Origin of the sequence: Bartonella vinsonii subsp. vinsonii, from assembly GCF_902825235.1 — a bacterium.
Taxonomy (GTDB): Bacteria; Pseudomonadota; Alphaproteobacteria; order Rhizobiales; family Rhizobiaceae; genus Bartonella; species Bartonella vinsonii.
Genome location: NZ_CADEAJ010000006.1, coordinates 36,333 through 52,849, shown reverse-complemented (window position 1 = coordinate 52,849; position 16,517 = coordinate 36,333). Strand labels below are relative to the sequence as shown.

At 37.9% G+C, this 16,517-nt stretch carries 11 protein-coding genes and 1 tRNA gene; 3 read left to right on the top strand and 9 right to left on the bottom strand.

Annotated features, from left to right (window positions below):
- Window positions 1-74 precede the first annotated feature (74 nt).
- Together glpX and J7R12_RS05685 are read right to left on the bottom strand one after the other, a co-directional pair.
- Entirely contained in the window at window positions 75-1,061 is a 987-nt protein-coding gene (glpX, locus tag J7R12_RS05690) for a class II fructose-bisphosphatase (protein ID WP_126603471.1), read from the bottom strand.
- Window positions 1,062-1,195: 134 nt separating this feature from the next.
- Window positions 1,196-2,506 carry a homoserine dehydrogenase gene (locus J7R12_RS05685; protein ID WP_126603472.1) on the bottom strand — a complete coding sequence of 437 codons (1,311 nt, stop codon included), beginning with the start codon at window positions 2,504-2,506 and terminating at the stop codon, window positions 1,196-1,198.
- A gap of 775 nt (window positions 2,507-3,281) precedes the next feature.
- On the opposite strand from J7R12_RS05685, the gene J7R12_RS05680 reads away from it, so the two are divergent.
- The 3 genes from J7R12_RS05680 (at window position 3,282) to J7R12_RS05670 (ending at window position 6,946) form a co-directional block, all read left to right on the top strand.
- A tRNA-Glu gene (locus J7R12_RS05680) sits at window positions 3,282-3,356 on the top strand.
- 826 nt (window positions 3,357-4,182) lie between these two features.
- The gene (locus tag J7R12_RS05675; RefSeq protein WP_126603473.1) at window positions 4,183-5,397 is read left to right on the top strand and encodes an NADP-dependent isocitrate dehydrogenase; all 1,215 of its coding nucleotides are present in this window, start codon (window positions 4,183-4,185) and stop codon (window positions 5,395-5,397) included.
- Window positions 5,398-5,518: 121 nt separating this feature from the next.
- Window positions 5,519-6,946: an MFS transporter gene (locus J7R12_RS05670; RefSeq protein ID WP_126603474.1), complete on the top strand. Its 1,428-nt coding sequence runs from the start codon at window positions 5,519-5,521 to the stop codon at window positions 6,944-6,946.
- A 43-nt stretch (window positions 6,947-6,989) separates the two neighbouring features.
- Here the strand turns inward: J7R12_RS05670 and J7R12_RS05665 are convergent, their stop codons facing one another.
- The 7 genes from J7R12_RS05665 to ssb all read right to left on the bottom strand — a co-directional run bounded on the left by J7R12_RS05665 (window position 6,990) and on the right by ssb (window position 16,205).
- Window positions 6,990-8,198: an MFS transporter gene (locus tag J7R12_RS05665; RefSeq protein WP_126603475.1), complete on the bottom strand. Its 1,209-nt coding sequence runs from the start codon at window positions 8,196-8,198 to the stop codon at window positions 6,990-6,992.
- Between the two features lie 689 nt (window positions 8,199-8,887).
- On the bottom strand, window positions 8,888-10,006 hold the full coding sequence (gene tgt / locus J7R12_RS05660) for a tRNA guanosine(34) transglycosylase Tgt (protein ID WP_126603476.1): 1,119 nt from the start codon (window positions 10,004-10,006) through the stop codon (window positions 8,888-8,890).
- Between the two features lie 1,029 nt (window positions 10,007-11,035).
- Window positions 11,036-11,551, bottom strand: coding sequence for a peptidylprolyl isomerase (locus J7R12_RS05655; protein ID WP_126603477.1), 516 nt, complete (start codon window positions 11,549-11,551; stop codon window positions 11,036-11,038).
- A 19-nt stretch (window positions 11,552-11,570) separates the two neighbouring features.
- A complete protein-coding gene (locus tag J7R12_RS05650; protein ID WP_126603478.1) occupies window positions 11,571-12,164 on the bottom strand; it encodes a peptidylprolyl isomerase in 594 nt (197 codons plus the stop codon).
- A complete protein-coding gene (coaD, locus tag J7R12_RS05645; RefSeq protein ID WP_126603479.1) occupies window positions 12,154-12,672 on the bottom strand; it encodes a pantetheine-phosphate adenylyltransferase in 519 nt (172 codons plus the stop codon). The genes J7R12_RS05650 and coaD overlap by 11 nt, the downstream gene beginning before the upstream one ends.
- 24 nt (window positions 12,673-12,696) lie before the next feature.
- Complete coding sequence (gene gyrA / locus J7R12_RS05640) at window positions 12,697-15,474, bottom strand: DNA gyrase subunit A (RefSeq protein WP_126603480.1); 2,778 nt, start codon at window positions 15,472-15,474, stop codon at window positions 12,697-12,699.
- 218 nt (window positions 15,475-15,692) lie between these two features.
- Window positions 15,693-16,205: a single-stranded DNA-binding protein gene (gene ssb / locus J7R12_RS05635; RefSeq protein ID WP_126603481.1), complete on the bottom strand. Its 513-nt coding sequence runs from the start codon at window positions 16,203-16,205 to the stop codon at window positions 15,693-15,695.
- Window positions 16,206-16,517: the final 312 nt, after the last annotated feature.

Sequence of the window (16,517 nt, the reverse complement as noted above, 5' to 3'; positions counted from 1 at the left end):
TTACGGAAGCATAGTTTCCCCCCAAATGATACTTTTTCACTTTCCTAACAGATACCGCGAAAAAGAAGACATTTTTAATCAAATTTTGAATAATCTCTATGCTGCGCTTTAATATGACGGATTGTACCGGTATGTGAACGCATCACAAGTGTTTCTGTTTGAATATAACGAGGCGTAAATTTAACACCTGAAAGCATATTGCCATCCGTTACACCTGTTGCAGAAAACAACACATCCCCTTTTGCCATTTCTTCCATTGTATAAACTTTATTGGGGTTATCAATTCCCATTTTTGCTGCGCGCGCGATTTTTTCTTCTGTATCAAGCTGCAAACGACCTTGCATCTGCCCACCAATACAACGCAAGGCTGCAGCAGCTAACACACCCTCTGGTGCTCCACCAATCCCCATATAGATGTCAATACCCGTTTCATCTGGATCTGTTGTATCGATAACAGCCGCGACATCTCCATCGCCAATTAAACGAATTGATGCTCCCGTTGCACGCACTTCCTCAATTAGTTTTGCGTGACGAGGCCGATCCATAATACAAACAGTTACTTGATTAACGGCTACCCCCTTAGCTTTTGCAAGGGCGTGAATATTATCAGCAGGCAAAGCATCTATATCAACAACTCCCTTGGAATAACCTGGACCAACAGCAATTTTTTTCATATAAACGTCAGGAGCGTAAAGGAGATTACCTCTTTCAGCAATCGCAACCACAGCTAGAGAATTAGCAAGATTTTTAGCACAAATTGTCGTTCCCTCAAGTGGATCAAGTGCAATATCAATCGCTGTCCCCTCTTGAAGTCCTACTTTCTCTCCAATATAAAGCATAGGGGCTTCATCACGTTCTCCCTCACCAATCACCACTGTACCATCAATAGGTAACCGATTAAGCTCCTGACGCATTGCATCCACAGCAGCTTGATCAGCAGCCTTTTCATCACCGCGTCCGCGCCAACGTGCAGCTGCAACAGCAGCACGTTCAGTGACACGTACCAATTCAAGCGTTAGAATACGATCAAGTCCATTTAATTTTTTCTGAGATGCGGGCATATAAAAAATCCTACTGAATGAGTATAAAAAAAAACATTAGCATTTTAAGAAGAAAGCTTTCGCAAAGATGGGAACTTTCCACAAAAGAAAAAGCACTCAAATTTCTCTTTTTGTCATTAAACAACTTCTCAATTTTATGCCATAGGTTCAATACGAATAAATTGAGACTTTGCAACAAGATGACCATCTTTTTCAATTGCTGCAAGTGCTTTTCGTACATTCACCTCCGTTGTTTCATGCGTTATTAAAATAATTGTTTTTACAATCTGGCTTTCTACAAAAGGTTTTTGAACAATCGACTCTAATGAAATGTGGTTATCAGCCATATGCTGTGCTACTGCAGCAAAAACACCAGCGCGATCATGAACATTCAAACGAATAAAATACCCACCTGCATGATGCGAAATACGTGCTTTTTTATGAGGAGCAAGCCCCAATGCTGGATTTCTTAAAACAGGTGCATACTGAAAACCAGTATGTGTTTTCGCTATATCAGCCAAATCACCAATAACCGCTGATGCTGTTGCCGCTCCTCCAGCACCAGGACCAGAAAAGAGCAATTCACCTAATAAATCACTTTGAATAGAAAGAGCATTTGTTACACCATGAATCTGTGCAATCATTGATGATGTTGGTACCATTGTTGGATGAACACGCTGCTCAATTCCTGAATCGGTTTCTAATGCAACCCCTAAAAGCTTAATCCGATAACCCAATTCATCAGCTGCACGGATATCAATCTGCGAAATATTGCTAATTCCTTCAACATAAACATCATCTAACGAAATGGCTGTTCCGAATGCTAAACTTGTCAATAAAGCCAATTTATGAGCGGTATCATTTCCCCCAATATCAAAAGTTGGATCAGCTTCAGCATAACCAAGTCTCTGTGCATCAGCCAAACAATCTTTAAATGAAAGACCCTCATTAAACATACGTGTTAATATATAGTTGCAGGTTCCATTGAGAATACCATAAATTCGCGTTATACGGTTACCACAAAGTGATTCTCTCATCGCTTTGATGACAGGAATGCCCCCTGCAACAGCAGCTTCAAAATGAAAAAAAACGCCTTTTTTTTCTGCACTCATAGCAAGTGCTACCCCGTGTCGTGCGAGAAGTGCTTTATTGGCAGTAACAACATGATGCCCCCCCTCAAGCGCCTTCTTAACAGCTTGATGTACAATATCTAACTCACCACCGATTAATTCCACAAAAACATCAATCTCATCAGAAGACGCCAACTCCACTGGTGAATCGAACCATTTTACATCACTCAGATCAATTCCACGATTACGGCTTCTATCACGTGCACTAACAGCAACAATTTTGATTGATCTTCCACATTGGCAAGCTAAACTACTCGCTTTTTCACGTAGAATTTTTATAACTGAAGTACCAACCGTACCAAGACCCGCAATACCAACTCTTAAAGCTTCTGCCATTCTCTAACTGCTTATCCCTCTCTTCTTTTGAAAAAAAATATGATGTGCAAATCAATGAAAACAATGCTTACAACTAAAATAATCTAAAGAAGTCCCCACTCTATTCAACCCAATTTGTCCTCTTGTACAACAAAACTGTTCATTCAATCAAAATCTCTCAGAATACAAAATTTATCTCTTTTAAAGAGTAATATCCTTTATAAAAACGACAGCTGCAAAGAGTAAAACTTAAATAAGCATATGAAAAAAATGATTATTAACTTTCATTTTACTTTGGATTTGTTGCAATATTTTTTTCATTTTTACAGCGAACATGCTATTAAACGAAAGAAAACCACATCTAATCGCAGGGACAATCTTTATATGATTCGTATCATTTTTCAGCTTATTAATGATATGTTTATCGTTTTATTTCAGGAAGCTGCTCTATAGCCGCTTGTGGTTTCACCGAGAATCTTGGATGATTATTCTCCTTCATAGAGGATCTTTGAAAAAATACCATAACATTTAACATACTGATTTAATTGCTTTTTATTTCTCAAAAAAGTAAGTATGAAAAATATCATTTGATTATATGGTGCTAACATAAAAAAATTATCAACCAATGAATTGTTCTCTCTATTTTCTCACGCATAACTTTAGAAAATAAAATAATCCGGACAAGAATGACAATAACATATCCAAAATAATGCAATAAAATATGTTTTTTTAAAAAAAATTACGCAGAGGGCTTGCGAAGTAAAAAGATCCTCTCTATAAGCCTCATCATTGGTTCGCGCCCATCGTCTAGAGGTTAGGACGCCGCCCTTTCACGGCGGAAACAGGGGTTCAATTCCCCTTGGGCGTACCATATATTTTTTTATCCCCAATAACTTATTGATTTCCATATATTTTTTTAAGTGAGGGATGCGTGGATATAAAATGAGGGAATAGGATCTTCGAAATTGTCCTGTGGAGAGGATTATTGAGATTTCTGTGTGAGTAATTTTCCATCCAAAGAGAATGCCATACTACTTACGTTTGTAATAAAAAGAAGACAGGTTAACTATAGATCTATGGGATAGTGTTATTTCGTAATATTAAAAACTTGTAAGGCACATTAACACGTAAACTGTATTTTCTAGCAAACACAGCTGCCACTCTTTATAAAACTCTATTGAGTTCCCAGAAGAGCTTTAAGAATAACCAAGATGTTCAGGGCTAATTCAAAACTCGGTTTATACCGTCCCTTCTTGATTACAGCTCCTTGTCTATCACATTCAATTTTTTCTAGACAAACAGATCACTACCTGAGAGCTGAAAGAGTAGTATAAAGATTTATAACCTTATTTATCAATTTATTTCCCGAACATAATATCTCTAAAAATCGTAACGAACGCCATAATAATATAAATTTATCAAACAATTAAATAAAACATCTTATAAAAAACAAAGATTCCCTACACCCTGTAGTAAATTTCACTGACTCCTTCTCTTGCATCAGCTTTTTATCAACTATACAATGATCATATTAAAAAATTAATATTATTTTTTAATGAATTAGTTTAAAAATAATTTTTATTATATTGATAATATATATATTTTAACAGTTCCTTCTATCATTCTTGTTTTTAATTTTCATTGTAAACCTGAAAATGCTATAAAAAATAATATCACTTAAACAAAAAGGACTTAGCATGGCAAAAATCAAAGTGGAAAACCCCGTTGTTGAAATCGATGGGGACGAAATGACCCGTATCATCTGGAAATATATTAAAGATAAATTGATCCATCCCTATCTTGACATTGAACTTAAATATTACGATCTTTCCGTTGTAAATCGAGATGCAACCAATGATCAGGTAACCATTGATTCTGCCAATGCTATCAAAAAATATGGGGTTGGTATAAAATGTGCAACCATCACACCGGATGAAGCGCGGGTTAAAGAATTTAACCTTAAAAAAATGTGGAAATCACCCAATGGCACGATCCGTAATATTTTAGGGGGCGTTATTTTTCGTGAACCTATTATTTGTAAAAATGTCCCACGCCTCGTTCCTAGCTGGACAAAACCAATTATTATTGGACGGCATGCTTTTGGTGATCAATATAAAGCAACGGATTTTAAATTTCCTAGCAAAGGAAAATTAACTATTAAATTCGTCGGAGATGACAATCAAATTATCGAACATGATGTTTTTGATGCTCCAAGCGCAGGGGTTGCTATGGCTATGTACAACCTCGATGAATCAATCCGTGATTTTGCCAGAGCATCTTTTAACTATGGGCTACAACGAAATGTTCCAGTCTATCTTTCAACAAAAAATACCATTCTAAAAGCTTACGATGGCCGTTTTAAAGACATCTTTCAAGAAATATTTGATGAAGAATTTAAAACTGAATTTGAAAATCATAAATTATATTACGAACATCGCCTCATTGATGATATGGTTGCCTCTGCCCTTAAATGGTCAGGTGGCTATGTATGGGCCTGTAAAAACTATGATGGTGATGTTCAATCTGATATTGTTGCTCAAGGCTTTGGTTCCCTTGGTCTCATGACTTCCGTTCTCATGACACCAGATGGTAAAATTGTTGAAGCAGAAGCAGCACATGGTACAGTAACACGTCATTACCGTCAGCATCAAAGAGGTGAAGAAACATCAACAAATTCTATTGCATCTATTTTTGCATGGACACGAGGACTAGCACACCGTGCTAAACTGGATAATAATGAGAAATTAAAAAACTTTGCCAAAACATTAGAAGAAGTTTGTATTAAGACCGTTGAAGAAGGTTTTATGACCAAAGATCTTGCACTTTTAATTGGACCAAAACAAAAATGGCTTTCTACAACAGATTTCCTTGATAAAATTAATGAAAATCTCAAACAAGCAATGAATAATTAAGTTATCACTTCATTTAAATTTCAAAGCTCTGCTTTCGCGGAGCTTTGAATCTTCTCTTGGCAAATTTAAATAACTGTCTTATAAATAAAAGAGGTCAACTCTTTACTAAATAGCAAAAACAGTGAAAAAACAAAGCTGGTCTGCGCTTTTATTGGGTAAAAATGGTATTCGTTTTTTGACGTTTACTGGGGGTGTTGTGTTACACGCCACCAACATTTATGTTGTTATTACTATTTTGCCCTCTCTTATGAATGATATCGGCGGTGAGCTTTATTACTCTTGGGTGGCAACCGTCTTTATTACAGCATCACTCCTTGGTACTTCACTTGCAACAAAAATATTAGGGAAAATAGGTCCTCGTAAAGCTTATTTGATTTCAGGCTTCATTTTTACTGTTGGTACCTTCATGTGCGCCATAGCTTCAACTATGCCATTATTCTTAATAGGACGTTTTATTCAAGGATTTGGGAGCGGTTCTTTATTATCTTTATCTTATTCTATGATTCGTATTATTCTCAATCCATCTGTATGGTCATATGCATTAAGTATTATCTCTGGAATGTGGGGAATATCAACCTTATTAGGACCAGCTATCGGTGGCATTTCTGTACACTATGGTATGTGGAGAGCATCCTTTTGGGTTATCGGTATATTAGCGATAATCTTCTTGCTCATAGCCCTTAAAGTCTTACCAAAAGAAAATAAAAACACTGTTCCATCATCCCCAATGCCTCTTCTACAACTCTTCATACTCATCTTTTTGATTCTTATCATTTCTGCTGGTGGTGCTATAAATACCACTATTGCACAAATTGGCGGATTAGTTATCGGATTGAGTCTTCTCTTTGTTCTAGCAAAAATCGAATCGTCCACACTTCATCCCATGTTGCCGCGTAAATCCTTTTCCTTCTCTTCTGAGTTTTTTTCTATTTATGCTTTGATACTTGTTATGACGACAGTGGTATACAGTATAGAGCTTTATTTTCCACTTTTTCTTCAAGAGCTTCATGGTCAAGCTCCACTTGTTGCCGGTTATATAGCGTCACTCATGAGCTTCGGATGGACATGTGGTTCCCTATCAAGTGCTGGTGTAAATGCAAAAAAAATTCGCAGTATTATTGTATACTCCCCCATATTGAGCCTTTTGGGTATAAGCAGTCTTTTATGGCTCGTTCCAATAACAGATTCCACATCTGGACATATCTTTATCATTTGCTTAGCATTGTTTGCTATAGGGATTAGCGCTGGCATAGCATGGCCGCATTTACTAACTCGGATCTTACAATGTGCAAATAATGAAGATGCCCTACGTGCTAGTGAATCCCTTACCTCTGTACAGCTATTTTCAGCAGCATTGAGTGCAACCCTTGCTGGAACAATTACCAATTTTGCAGGCCTTTTAAATCCTGGAGGAATAATAGGAATGATTTTAGCCGCCAAAACTCTTCTTGCAGTACTCATCAGCCTTTTATTTTGTCTTGGCATTCCACTTTCTCTACGCGTTTCTTATAACATATTTAAAAATCCAACAGGACAATCAAATAACTAAATAAACGAAAAAACATTTTGTCTCTCAATAGCGAAAAGCAATATTAATTACGCTTTTCCAAATACCATGAGAAACAAAAAATCAGTAAACCACATAGAGTTAAGATACCCCCAAGAACAGCAGTATATTCATAACTATAGCCCAACTTCAAAACCCACGCTCCAGATTCTGCTCCAAGAGCGTTAGCAATATTAAAAGCAGATTGCATTAACGCTCCTGCTAAAATCTGTCCATGGAGAGCCACATCCATAATCTTTGTTTGTATAGAAGGCATAGCTGCGAAAGAAGTGCCAACAAAAAAACATCCTAATGCTGCTGTTAAAGGAGCATGAGATAAAAAGAAAAAAAGAAAAAAAACGAATGTACTCCAAAGCATAGCAAAAAATATCATGGGTGAAATGCCAATTTTAACAGCCAATTTAGGTCCCAAAAGATTACCTACCACCATGCCCAATCCAACTAATGGCATAATAAATGGTATAAAATCAAGCGAAACACCAGAAATATGCATGAGTGTTGACTTAATATAAGTGAAAACAGAAAATAATCCTGAGGCTCCAACTGAAACCATAATCAAAAGAAACCATACCTGCCTTTGTTTTAATGCCTCAAGTTCGCGCAGAGGACTTGTTTTTTGCGTCTCCAAACCAGAAGGTAAAAATTTCCAAATAAGCAAACAACACAATAAAGCAAGAATACCTACAAGCACAAAAGCAATCTGCCAACCAACAAGTTGCCCAATCCAAGTCGCTCCTGGTGCTCCCAAAACGGTTGCAATTGTTAAACCAAGCATAACATATCCAACAGCTTTGGAACGTTCATTCATTTCTACCATGGAAGCAGCAACCATAGTTGCAAGACCGAAATAGACCCCATGTGGAAGACCACTGATAAACCGCAATGCTACCAATATGCTAAAATCAGAAAAAAAAGCACTTGCAATATTTGCCAGCGCATAAAAAAACATCAATCCTATTAGAACAGTTTTGCGTGATAACTGAGCTGTTGCAACAGCTAAAAGAGGCGCTCCAATCACAACACCCAATGCATAAGCAGAAATGTATTGACCAGCTGTAGGAATATTAACAGACGAGCTTCGTGCCATCTCCGGCTGTAAACCCATGGCAACAAACTCTGCAGTACCAATAGAAAAACTCCCCACTGCAAGAGCTAAAGTTGCTAAACACCGTGTTCTCAAATCAATTCTTAAAGCAAGAGTGTTTTTTCTATGAAAATTCCTCATTGTCATCATTGAGTCGATACCTTAATCGCAAATATCCGTAATATGGCCTAAATGAATTCAAAATCTTCGTCTGTCTATGCCTAAGCATTTCTCAATGAAACATTAAAAAATCTATTACAAAGAAAATGAAAACACCAACAGTTTTCATTTTCTTTGTAATAGATTTTTTAAACAGCATGAAAGAATTTACAATATTTTATCATTTAAATGAAACGTCAGTTATAAAAATATCGTTACTAGCAAAAATAAACTTCGCACTTTAAAGTATCAATCATTTGTGTTTTCTAAACCTTCAATTGAGATCAAATCACACTCTTATCTACTCCTACATAAAACAACTTTTGTGAGAACTTCACTATTTAACGAAAAAAAATACAAATTATCCTATAAAAATGCAATTTTCATACTTCTTTAAGGGTTCGATAACTCCTCATTAACATTGTTGATCTAAACAGTCACCAGAAACAGAAACAAACTGTTTTTCTCCGGATCAGGTAGCGCGTACCGGAGTAACAGTTTCTGTTTACTATTACTGTTACAAAAAAATAGAGAGCAATAAAATTACATATTGCTCTTTAGATCAGTACAATTTTACGTTTTTAAAAAACATTTTCACTTTGTTTTTAGCAAAAGCTCTTGCTGAAAAATAAATTGAGCAATTTGATAAAAGCAAATGCTATACTTTACAATCAAGCACTTTAACGGCCTTGATTCCACAAAGCACGTGTTTCAGCACAAAAATCCGTATAACATCCTTCTTCAATGGCATCACGAATCCCTTGCATAAGCTGTTGATAATAATAGAGATTATTCCAAGTTAACAACATGCCACCAAGAGATTCGCCAGATCTGATTAAATGGTGCAAATAAGCACAACTATAATCACATGCAGCAGGACAAAGCGACTGTGGATCTAAAGGGTGTGGATCCTCTGCATAACGCGCATTGCGCAAATTAATTCTTCCAAAGCGCGTAAAAGCTAAACCATGGCGTCCTGCACGTGTTGGCATAACACAATCAAACATATCAATACCACGCGCAACACTTTGTAAAATATCATCAGGCGTTCCCACTCCCATGAGATAACGTGGCTTATCCTCTGGCAAAATCGGACAAGTAGTATCTAGCACAGCTGTCATAACACTCTGCGGTTCGCCAACAGCAAGCCCTCCAATAGCATAGCCTTTCAAATCCATCTCTTTTAAAGCATGAGCAGAACGTTCACGTAATTTCATATTATCACCCCCCTGAACAATTCCAAACAGTGCTTTGTCTGGCTGATCACCAAAAGCTGTTTTACAGCGCTGTGCCCACCGCAATGAAAGTTCCATAGCAGCTTCTATTTCTTTTTCACTTGCAGGAAGTGCAATACATTGATCCAATTGCATTTGGATATCTGCATTAAGGAGCCCTTGAATTTCGATAGAACGCTCAGGACTCATTTCATAGTAGGCACCATTTATGTAAGAGCGAAAAATAACCCCCTGTTCTGTAATTTTACGGATTCCCGCCAATGACATAACTTGAAATCCACCAGAATCGGTTAGAATAGGCCCAGACCAACGTGAAAACTCATGTAGGCCTCCTAAACGAGCAACACGCTCTGCTCCCGGACGCAACATTAAATGATAAGTATTACCTAAAATGATATCTGCACCAAGAGCACGTATCTGATCCATATACATAGCTTTAACAGTCCCTGCTGTCCCAACTGGCATAAATGCAGGTGTACGAACACATCCACGACCCGTTATAATTTCACCACGACGCGCATAACCATCTTGAGCAATTTTTCTATAATGAAATGTCTTTATCATCACTCTCGTCTTTTCGATTCTATAAACTCATAGCACCATAAAAAGAAAAGCTATAACTTTCCTTATGGCACCATCAAAAGCCTTATGGATTGATTTCTGATTTGCTTAATATTGTAACCAGCATAAAAGAATTAAATAGCGTAAATGCAATTTTGTTATCAAACAACCATCATAGATAAAGCAACAAACTCATTTTATAAAATAGCCGATATATTGAGCAATATACGCTCGCCTATCAGAATTTTAAAGCCGTTCTTTCCACCAACAACGACCTTATTTTCACATGCTTTTATCACCAATAATTCCCAGAAAATTTGGCTTCCAATAAAAAGAATTTTTCAATACTTTGAATACAAAAATAAGCCCCAATGCAAAGTATGACACGAGATTAAGTATTCCCCTAATTATACTTACATAAAAACAAGACTGAAACCAACACATATGAAATGTAAAACAACTGTAAAAAGCAATGAATTCTGCAGTACTTAATAACATAAGTTCAATTGGTTATTCACGCTCGTAGTTATGAACAAGTAGCATTACGACAAAGCATTGATTTATAATAATAATTTATCGTTTTGCATATTGAATGAGCCCCCCCGAATATTGTAAGATTTTCTCACCTCTATCCCTCTTATGTTCAATCAATTAAAATCACTTGCTTGCACGTCACAAGCGGAGCTGATGTGTGGATAAAAACTATACAAGAAAGGAGTAAAATGCCTCTTATGAATCGTCTTAATGCAAGGGCTGTCGCAAAACATTGGGGGCTGGTAAATATAACGACGGCGCTAGCTTTTACCTACGAGGTAGCCAATTCAAGCGTAAAAAGCCTATGAGCAACAACGGTAAACAACATGCCATAAATCTATGCAATGTATAAATACAAAATTTAACGCAGAGAATAATTGCATAACAATAGCATACTCTTATAAATTCAAACCATAATAACGAACCTTCACCTTGTTTAAGACAACAAAGAGACGGCACTATCTTTACTTGACGCTCTTAAAGTTGAAACCGATATCATTATTCCTTCACATCGGCAGCAATTGTAGCTTTAATGATTGTATCAGGTTCTATAACAGGCTCACCCCGCTTAATTTTATCGATATTTTCCATACCTTCAACAACTTGTCCCCATATGGAATATTGACGATCAAGCCAAGGAGCATCCGCAAAGCAAATAAAAAACTGTGAATTAGCAGAATTTGGATTCTGGCTTCGTGCCATAGAAACTGTACCACGCTTATGAGAAAGATTTGAAAACTCTGCAGTCAAATTAGGTTTCGCTGAGCCCCCCATACCGGCACGTGACAAATTAAAATCTGCACCATCCTTTTTTCCAAATTGCACATCCCCCGTTTGAGCCATAAACCCCTCAATAACGCGATGAAAAATAACATTATCATAAGCACCTTCACGCACAAGCTCTTTAATACGCGCAACGTGACAAGGCGCTAAATCAGCAAAAAGTCCAATAACAACTCTGCCCTTTGTTGTTTCAAGAATTAAGGTATTTTCTAAATCTTTAATCTCGGCCATACAGCTAAACTCCTTTGATTTATCTATCAGCTTGTAAAATGGCAGTATTAATAACATCAGGATCTTTTACAGATCCATTATTACTTGAAGTGCCTTTTTTAATTTTATCAACAACGTCCATTCCCTTTATGACCTCTCCAACAACAGTATACTGACCATTTAAAAAAGAAGCATCATCAAAACAAATAAAGAATTGGGAATTGGCAGAATTTGGATCTTGTGCGCGTGCCATTCCAACAGTGCCACGTTTAAAGGGCTGCTTTGAAAACTCCGCTGGAATATTAGGATAATTCGAAGCTCCAGTACCAACGCGTTTCACATCAAAATCTGCACTCCCCTTTTTTCCAAACTGCACATCACCAGTCTGTGCCATAAAACCTGGAATAACACGGTGAAAGACAACATTGTTATAAGCACCTTCCTTTGTTAACTTTTTGATTTGTACAACATGTCTTGGCGCAAGATCAGGACGAAGACGAATAACCACATCTCCATTTTTAAGAGATAAGACAAGAACGTCAGAATCACCAGCTGTATGAGAATCGTCCGCCACAACATTCAATGAAAAAAAGCAAAAAAGGCATGCCAAAACAGCAAAAAATCTAAGATACACAATCACACTCCTCTGAAGATTGAAATTTTAAGCGCAAAGCTCTAGCAACATTTGCAGGTACAAAGGGTTCTACATCCCCTCCCATAGAGGCGATCTGGCGTACCAATGTAGAAGTGATTGCACGTCCAGAAAAACTTGCTGGTAAAAAAACAGTTTGCAATTCAGGAGCCATGATACCATTCATCCCTGCCATTTGCATTTCATAATCAAAGTCAGTACCATCACGTAATCCACGAATAAGCAATGAAGCACCCATTTCACGAGCCTTATCAATCAAAAGAGTATCAAACGAAATAACCTGCAACTGATCAGGACCTACATTTAACAAATCTTTTCCTGCTTCAATAATTAAATCAACACGCTCTTCAAAACTAAAAAGTGGTTTTTTATTAGCCTGTACGCCTATAGCCACAACCACTTTGTCAGCCAAAACGAGACCACCTTGTAAAATATCAAGATGACCATTTGTAAAAGGATCGAAGGAACCCGCATAAAGAGCAATTTTCATTGTTTTACTCCGAATCCTTTAGAATTACTCTGTACTCATATCAACTCTATCAGAATGTTTTTCAGCTTCATCATCTAATGGGTTATCATCATCTTCAGATTCAGAAATACGTTCAACCGATACGACTTTCTCGCCTTCAGCTGTATTGAAAATCGTTACGCCTTTTGTTGAACGACCAGCTATACGAATTCCATCAACCGGAACACGAATAAGCTGGCCCCCATCTGATACCAACATAATTTGATCTTGCGCCTTCACTGGGAAAGCTGCCACTAATTTACCAATTTCAGCTGTTTTAGAGGGATCTGTTGCACGAATTCCTTTTCCACCACGTCCTGAAATCCGGAATTCATATGAAGAAGATCGCTTTCCATAACCAAATTCACTTACTGTTAAAAGCACCTGTTCGCGTGCATTAAGTTCTGCATAGCGCTCTTCTGTCAACTCTGTTTCTGCTCCTCCATCTTCTTCATCAAGAGTTACAATATCTTCAGCATCAACACCAGCAGCACGCCGTTCATTAATCACACGTTTGATGTAAGCAGAACGTTCAATCGACGTAGCCTCTACATGTTCTAAGATTGTCATCGAAATGACCTTATCACCATTAGCCAAATTGATACCACGCACTCCTACAGAATTACGCCCTGCAAAAACACGAACCTCAACAACTGGAAAACGAATACATTGTCCATTAGCCGTTGTTAAAACAACATCATCATGTTCTGTACAGGTTTCAACCGAAAGGATTTCATCTCCTTCTTCATCAAGTTTCATTGCAATTTTGCCATTACGATTAACCTGAACAAAATCTGACAATTTATTACGACGCACAGTTCCACGCGTCGTTGCGAACATAATATCCAATGCACTCCAACGCGCTTCATCTTCTGGTAAAGGCATAATAGTTGTTATGCGTTCACCTTGCTGTAAGGGAAGTAGATTAATCAGAGCGCGTCCACGCGATTGCGGCGTACCAAGTGGCAAACGCCAAACTTTTTCCTTGTAAACAATTCCGCGCGATGAAAAGAAAAGAACAGGTGTATGTGTATTAACCACAAACAATCGCGTTACAAAATCTTCATCCTTCGTAGACATACCAGAACGCCCCTTACCACCACGGCGTTGAGCTCGATATGTATTGAGAGGAACACGCTTAATGTAGCCACTATGACTAACTGTGACCACCATATCTTCTGGAGCGATAAGATCTTCGCTATCCATCTCAGCACTACCGAAACCAAATACAGTGCGTCGAGGCGTGGCAAACTCCTCACGAAGGGCTCGCAGTTCATCCTTGACAATCCCCATGATACGTAAACGAGACGCTAAAATATCAAGATAATCAGTGATATCTACGCCAATTTTATTTAATTCATCGGCAATTTCATCCCGCCCAAGTGCTGTTAATCTTTGCAGGCGCAATTCCAAAATAGCACGCGCCTGCTCTTCAGATAAATTATAAGTACCATCCTCATGAATAATATGACGAGGATCATCAATAAGTTTAATCAAAGGCGCCACATCAAAAGCTGGCCAACGCCGCTCCATTAACTGTGTACGCGCGGTCTGTGGATCGGGAGCTTTGCGAATAAGTGCTATAATTTCATCAATATTGGCAACAGCAAGGGCAAGACCAACCAAAACATGGGCACGCTCACGCGCTTTACGCAAAAGATATTTTGTTCGCCGACTTACAACGTCTTCTCGGAAAGAAACAAATGCACGAAGCATATCAAGCAACGTCATCTGTTCAGGCTTTCCGCCGTTCAACGCCACCATATTACAACCAAAGGAAGTTTGCAGCGGCGTATAACGATATAATTGGTTCAAAACGATCTCTGCAACAGCATCCTTCTTAAGCTCAATAACAACACGATACCCATCACGATCAGACTCATCACGCAAATCGGAAATTCCCTCAATACGCTTATCACGCACCAATTCAGCCATTTTTTCAATCATTGTTGCTTTATTAACCTGATAAGGTATTTCACTGACAATAATTGCTTGTCGACCATTACGAATTTCTTCAATATCAACTTTAGCACGCATAATAACTGAACCGCGCCCTGTTTCATAAGCCAAACGAATACCCGAATGGCCAAGAATAATACCCCCTGTAGGAAAATCCGGACCAGGGATAATTTGAATGATCTCATCAAGCGTTATGTTTGGATTATCAATCAAGGCAATACAACCATCAACGACTTCACCAAGATTATGGGGCGGAATATTGGTTGCCATACCCACGGCAATACCACCTGACCCGTTAACCAAAAGATTAGGGAAACGCGCCGGTAGGACTACAGGCTCACGTTCACGTCCGTCATAATTATCCTGAAAATCAACGGTATCTTTATCAATATCGGCTAAAAGCTCTTCAGAAACTTTTTCTAAACGACACTCTGTATAGCGCATCGCCGCAGGCGGATCACCATCAACAGAACCAAAATTTCCTTGACCATCAATCAACGGATTTCGCAAAGAAAAGTCCTGTGCCATACGCACCAACGCATCATAAATTGAAGCATCACCATGAGGATGGAATTTTCCCATAACCTCACCAACGACACCCGCAGATTTACGATAAGACTTGTTAAAAGAAAGCCCCATCTCATTCATGGCATGAAGAATACGCCGATGAACGGGCTTGAGTCCATCACGGACATCAGGAAGTGCACGCGAAACAATCACGCTCATCGCATAATCGAGATAAGAGCGTTGCATTTCATCAACAATGCTGATGGGCTCAATACCGGTCAGCACATCACGTTCTGGGTGTGGAGTAAGATCGGTCACAGCTTCAAGACTTTCAATAAAGAATCACTTTGCTCTTTTATATCGAAAAAAACATCAAAATGCTAATTTCTCATCCGCAACAAAGGAAGAAATTTAACAATTATTTTCAACATGTTATTTATATGTATTCAAAAACATAATAAAATAAATAAGATTGACTTTTTCAAACTAAAAAACAACTGAAAAGAAAAAACGAAGAAGAATATTACCAAGGAAAATCAAAAAGGAACATCATCATCTAATTTGTGCGAAAAATCTTCTCTATTATTATTTTGACCAAAACCATCCCTCTGATCTGAATCACTGTTACCAAAACCACCGCTCCCATAACTACCGCTCGACTGATTGGCTCCTTGCATATGCTCTCCACCAGCAGCTCCACGCCCATCAAGCATTTGCAATTCACCACGGTATTTTTGCAAAACAATCTCTGTTGTATAACGATCATTGCCATTTTGATCTTGCCATTTGCGTGTTTGCAATTGACCTTCAATATAGATCTTGCTGCCTTTTTTTAAATATTGTTCCACAACCTTGATAAGATTTTCATTAAAAATAACGATACTATGCCACTCTGTGCGCTCTTTACGCTCATTTGTATTCCGATCGCGCCAACTTTCCGAAGTAGCAATACGCAGATTTGCCACTTGATCACCAGAATTCAAACGGCGGATTTCAGGATCCGCACCAAGATTACCAATCAAAATAACTTTATTAAGGCTACCAGCCATCACATAAACTCCAAAATTTTAACTTGTAAACAACCTTTATTATATAGCGGTCATTACCCTCTTGACCTTATCATTTGCATCTCTGCAATTGACCTTCAATGTGGATTTTGCTACCTTTCCTAAAATATCATATCGTGCAATTATAACAAAAGATCATAATCACGCATAGTTTATTCCGTCATCAGAGAATAAAAAGCTGTTTTTTTATATTTTTCTTTTCACAAAACTTGTATTCTTTATGCCTGTTAAACATTGTAACTCTAGAAAACAGTTTTATTCTACGCTAGGGATTAATTTTTGTTACATATGCCA

What these genes read in the sequence shown, in the direction of transcription:
- glpX (WP_126603471.1), bottom strand. Translation starts at nt 1,061, where the DNA reads ATGCCCGCATCTCAGAAAAAATTAAATGGACTTGATCGTATTCTAACG.
- J7R12_RS05685 (WP_126603472.1), bottom strand. Translation starts at nt 2,506, where the DNA reads ATGGCAGAAGCTTTAAGAGTTGGTATTGCGGGTCTTGGTACGGTTGGT.
- J7R12_RS05675 (WP_126603473.1), top strand. Translation starts at nt 4,183, where the DNA reads ATGGCAAAAATCAAAGTGGAAAACCCCGTTGTTGAAATCGATGGGGAC.
- J7R12_RS05665 (WP_126603475.1), bottom strand. Translation starts at nt 8,198, where the DNA reads ATGATGACAATGAGGAATTTTCATAGAAAAAACACTCTTGCTTTAAGA.
- tgt (WP_126603476.1), bottom strand. Translation starts at nt 10,006, where the DNA reads ATGATAAAGACATTTCATTATAGAAAAATTGCTCAAGATGGTTATGCG.
- J7R12_RS05655 (WP_126603477.1), bottom strand. Translation starts at nt 11,551, where the DNA reads ATGGCCGAGATTAAAGATTTAGAAAATACCTTAATTCTTGAAACAACA.
- coaD (WP_126603479.1), bottom strand. Translation starts at nt 12,672, where the DNA reads ATGAAAATTGCTCTTTATGCGGGTTCCTTCGATCCTTTTACAAATGGT.
- ssb (WP_126603481.1), bottom strand. Translation starts at nt 16,205, where the DNA reads ATGGCTGGTAGCCTTAATAAAGTTATTTTGATTGGTAATCTTGGTGCG.